Annotated in this window: 4 protein-coding genes; 3 read left to right on the top strand and 1 reads right to left on the bottom strand. The window is 57.9% G+C overall.

What is annotated here, in order from left to right; genetic code table 11:
* Positions 1-146: 146 nt before the first annotated feature.
* Positions 147-785: a phosphoribosyltransferase gene (locus C4885_RS15745; RefSeq protein WP_114001239.1), complete on the bottom strand. Its 639-nt coding sequence runs from the start codon at positions 783-785 to the stop codon at positions 147-149.
* A gap of 239 nt (positions 786-1,024) precedes the next feature.
* Here C4885_RS15745 and C4885_RS15740 point away from each other — a divergent pair, with 239 nt between their 5' ends.
* The 3 genes from C4885_RS15740 to C4885_RS15730 are packed head-to-tail and all read left to right on the top strand — an operon-like array spanning position 1,025 to position 3,598.
* Positions 1,025-1,924 (top strand): DnaD domain-containing protein, encoded by a 900-nt coding sequence (locus tag C4885_RS15740; protein ID WP_114001238.1) that lies wholly within the window; start codon positions 1,025-1,027, stop codon positions 1,922-1,924.
* A gap of 3 nt (positions 1,925-1,927) precedes the next feature.
* The gene (locus C4885_RS15735) at positions 1,928-2,902 is read left to right on the top strand and encodes an ATP-binding protein (protein WP_114001237.1); all 975 of its coding nucleotides are present in this window, start codon (positions 1,928-1,930) and stop codon (positions 2,900-2,902) included.
* A gap of 24 nt (positions 2,903-2,926) precedes the next feature.
* Complete coding sequence (locus tag C4885_RS15730; protein ID WP_114001236.1) at positions 2,927-3,598, top strand: HAD family phosphatase; 672 nt, start codon at positions 2,927-2,929, stop codon at positions 3,596-3,598.
* The last annotated feature ends 85 nt before the right edge of the window (positions 3,599-3,683 follow it).

Here is a 3,683-nt window from a genome sequence, read left to right as displayed (position 1 = left end):
ATTATCTGCGCTTTTGGCTTGGCATCTGCCGCACCTCGCTCGCCGTATCGGCACTTAGAATTATGCGGTATTGCCCTAACTTTAGCAACACAAAAGCCTGCGGCGGATTGCAGGCGCAGTTCCACCACAGGCTGTATATTTTTATGTTACAGGCTGGAATAGCCAAAGCTGTTGACCAGTGCGTCAATGCGTTTGCCCTGTTTGCACCACGGGCAGTCGCGGGAATCATAGCTCTGGTAATCGCCAAGGTCGTTGGGGTTAAAGATCGAAGTAACGGGGTAACCCGCGCACTCTGTCTGGGTGGCAAAGATTGCGCCAATGCCAACTACCTGGCCGCCGTAATAATTGATCGCTTCCACAGCAGCCTGCGCGGTATAACCGGTGGTAACGGATGCCGCCAGGATCAGCACATGTTTGCCCGCGATCATGGGAGAGGTATTTTCGCGGAACAGCAACTGGCTGCCGGTGGTGTGTTCCGGCGTGACCACATAGATGGTCTGGTGGGCGTTCATGTTTACATAGCCGTCGCGGGTCAACTCGCTGGCCATGCAGGCGCCGATCACCTCGGTGCCGTCCAGGCAGAGGATGGTATCCACGATGGTGGTGTGGGTATAAGAGCTGACCAGTTCCAGTGCCACGGCGCGCGCTTCAGAAAGGCGGGTCTTTTGCATGGTAACGTCAATGTAATAATTGATATGGCTGTGGCTTGTGGCAAAGTGCCCCTTTGCCACGCGCAGTACAAGATCCTGTTTTTGGGTGGGTAATTTGACCATATTGATTGCCATGTGTCTCACTCCTGTTCTGTCATTTCAACCGATAAATCGCTCTCTTTCTTTTATTTTATTGTAAAACATCCCCATATGCAAGAGCTTTTTGGTGGCAATTCCGTACAAAATGCCGGGCTGTAATTTGGTTGAACTGCTATTTTTTGCGTTTTTGCTGTCTTGTTTTGCCGCTTTACACCCTACCCTGCCAATGGTATAATATTTAATATTATACTGGGGTAAAAGGGGGATCTGACGCCATGGGTTACAGGCTGGCGGAACAAAATGGGGAAAGTGTTGCCGTGCCGCGGCTGGTGTTCGCGCACCTGGCCCGCGCAGACGGCGATACCATCCGCGCCGCGTTGTATCTTTTGGGCGGCGGCGGAACCGACCCCCGCACCATGGCGCGGGATCTTGGCATGCCCAGCATTGAGGCCGCCAAGCGCGCCATGCAGTATTGGGCCGGTGCCGGGCTGCTGGTCAGTGACCGGGATGCGCCCCTGCCCAAAACCGAAATGCAGAAAGCTTCCGCCATCGACCTGACCACCCTGAACGACCCTTATGTTTCGGTCCTATGCGAGGAAGCGCAGACCGCATTCGGCAAGGCACTCAGCCGAACCGAGATGCAGCGGCTGGTCAGCCTGTATCTGAATGATGGCTGGCAGCCGGATGTTGTGCTGCTTTGCTGCGCCGAAGTTGCCCGCCAGGGCCGCCGCACCGTTGGCGCGCTGAGCCGCGAACTTTTGAAATGGCGGGATGCCGGGGTGGAAACCGGCGAGGACGCCGAACGTTACTTAAAGCAGCAGGCCCAGCGGGAAAGCTGGTGCATCGAGTCTGCCGCCCTGTTTGGCATCGCCCCTGCGCAGCTCAGCCGCTGGGAGCGCGGGGCCATTGCCCGCTGGCACGAGGACTGGCGTTTTGGCGCGGACATGATTGAGGAAGCCCTGCTGCGGGCGGACAATCACCGCACGGTGCGCTATGTGGACGGCATTCTGCGCTCCTGGTACGCGCAGGGACTAACCACGGTATCGGCGGTGCGCGGTCAGGGCCAGCTGGCGGGCAGCAACATTCTGACCACCGGGGCAAAGCCAGCCGCCCCCAAAACCGACTTGTTCCAGACCAACTGGAATGATGTTTTTGACGATGACACGGAGGGATAAGCCATGCGCACCAAAGATGAACTCTTCCGCGAAGCACTGCGCCACATTGCGGCCCGCCGCCAGCAGGCCGTAACAGCAGCCGAGCGTGACCGTGCCGCAGCGCTGGCTGCCCACCCGGAGCTGCGCGCCGCCGAGGACGCCCGCACCCACGCCGGGCTGACCCTGACGCTGGCTGCCGCCCGCGGCGCGGACCAGACCGTCGCAGCCGCAGCACTGAAAACGGCAGACGAGCGCTTGACAGCTGCTTATGCCACGCTGGGCCTTGGGCCGGAGGGTTTTGTTCCGCACTACACCTGCCCCACCTGCAAGGATACCGGCATGGTGAACGGTCGTCCCTGCAGCTGCGTGGCCGAAGCAGCCCGCACCCTGCGGCGGGAGGAGATCAACGCCGCAAGCCCGCTGGCTCTGTGCAGCTTTGATACCTTCGAACTGGACCGCTACCCCGCCGAGCCGGAGCCGGAGCTGGGTGGCACCCCGCGGGACTACATGGGCAAAGTGCTGGCCTACTGCCAGCGGTACGCCAACAGCTTTACGCCGGAAAGCCGCGGCCTGATGTTTATTGGCAGTGCCGGGCTGGGAAAAACCCACATGGCACTTGCCATTGCAGACACAGTTTTGAACCGCGGGTTTGATGTGCTGTACACCAGCTCCGCCGCGCTGGCCGCTCAGCTGGGGCGCGAACACTTTGACCGTGCCGCCGAATACCCCTGGCTGGATGCCTGCAAGGAGGCCGACCTGCTGATTCTGGACGACCTGGGCACCGAGTACATCAGCCAGCTGACCATCAGCGTATTGTATGAGCTGATCAACACCCGTATGCTCTGCCACCGGCCCACCATTTACACTTCCAACATTGTGGATAGTTCCATTTTTGAAGCCCGCTACACCGAAAAAGTAGCCAGCCGCATTTTGGGCAGCTGCCAGATCTTCAAGTTTTTTGGCACCGACCAGCGCTTAAAGCGCGGCGGCAAGCGCTGACCCCCATACAGAAAGGAGCCTGGCATGCTTAACGCTATTTTTGATTTTAACGGCACCATGTTTTTTGACGAAACATTCCAGGAGAAAGCATGGCAGCAGTACATGACGGAAAAACTGGGCCGCCGCATTACACCGGAAGAGTTCCAGACCTGGGTCCACGGCCGCAACACAGGCGATACCCTGGAGTATTTCTTTGGCCGCCCCTTTACCCAACAGGAAGCAGACGAGGAAGAGGAAGCCGAGGAAACGATTTACCGCGCCCTCTGCCGCCAGAGCCCGGATTACAAACTGGCGGACGGACTGGTGGAATTTTTGGATTTCCTTGCGGCGCATAAGATTCCCCGCACGATTGCCACAGCATCCTGCGGGAACAATGTCCGTTTCTTTTTTGATACGCTGGGGCTGGACCGCTGGTTTGATTTGGACAAAGTGATTTACAACGACGGCACCCTGCCCGGCAAGCCTGCGCCGGATCTGTATCTGAAAGCCGCCCAGCGCCTTTGCGTTGCACCGGAAACCTGTGTAATCTTTGAAGATTCCGGTGCCGGCATTGAATCCGCCCAGCGCGCGGGAGCCAAAAAGGTGGTCGGCATTGCTTCCATGAAAAAGCCCGCCGAGTTGGAAACGCTGGGTGTGGATGCAGTGATTGGGGATTATACGGATTTGGGGAAACTAGCAAAAATTTTGGAAGTATAATTTTTTTAAGGCAATACCGCATAATTCTAAGTGCCGATACGGCGAGCGAGGTGCGGCAGATGCCAAGCCAAAAGCGCAGATAATA

The sequence above is a fragment of the Subdoligranulum sp. APC924/74 genome, assembly GCF_003324125.1.
Classification (GTDB): domain Bacteria; phylum Bacillota; class Clostridia; order Oscillospirales; family Ruminococcaceae; genus Gemmiger; species Gemmiger qucibialis.
This window is presented reverse-complemented; position numbering and strand designations above follow the sequence as displayed.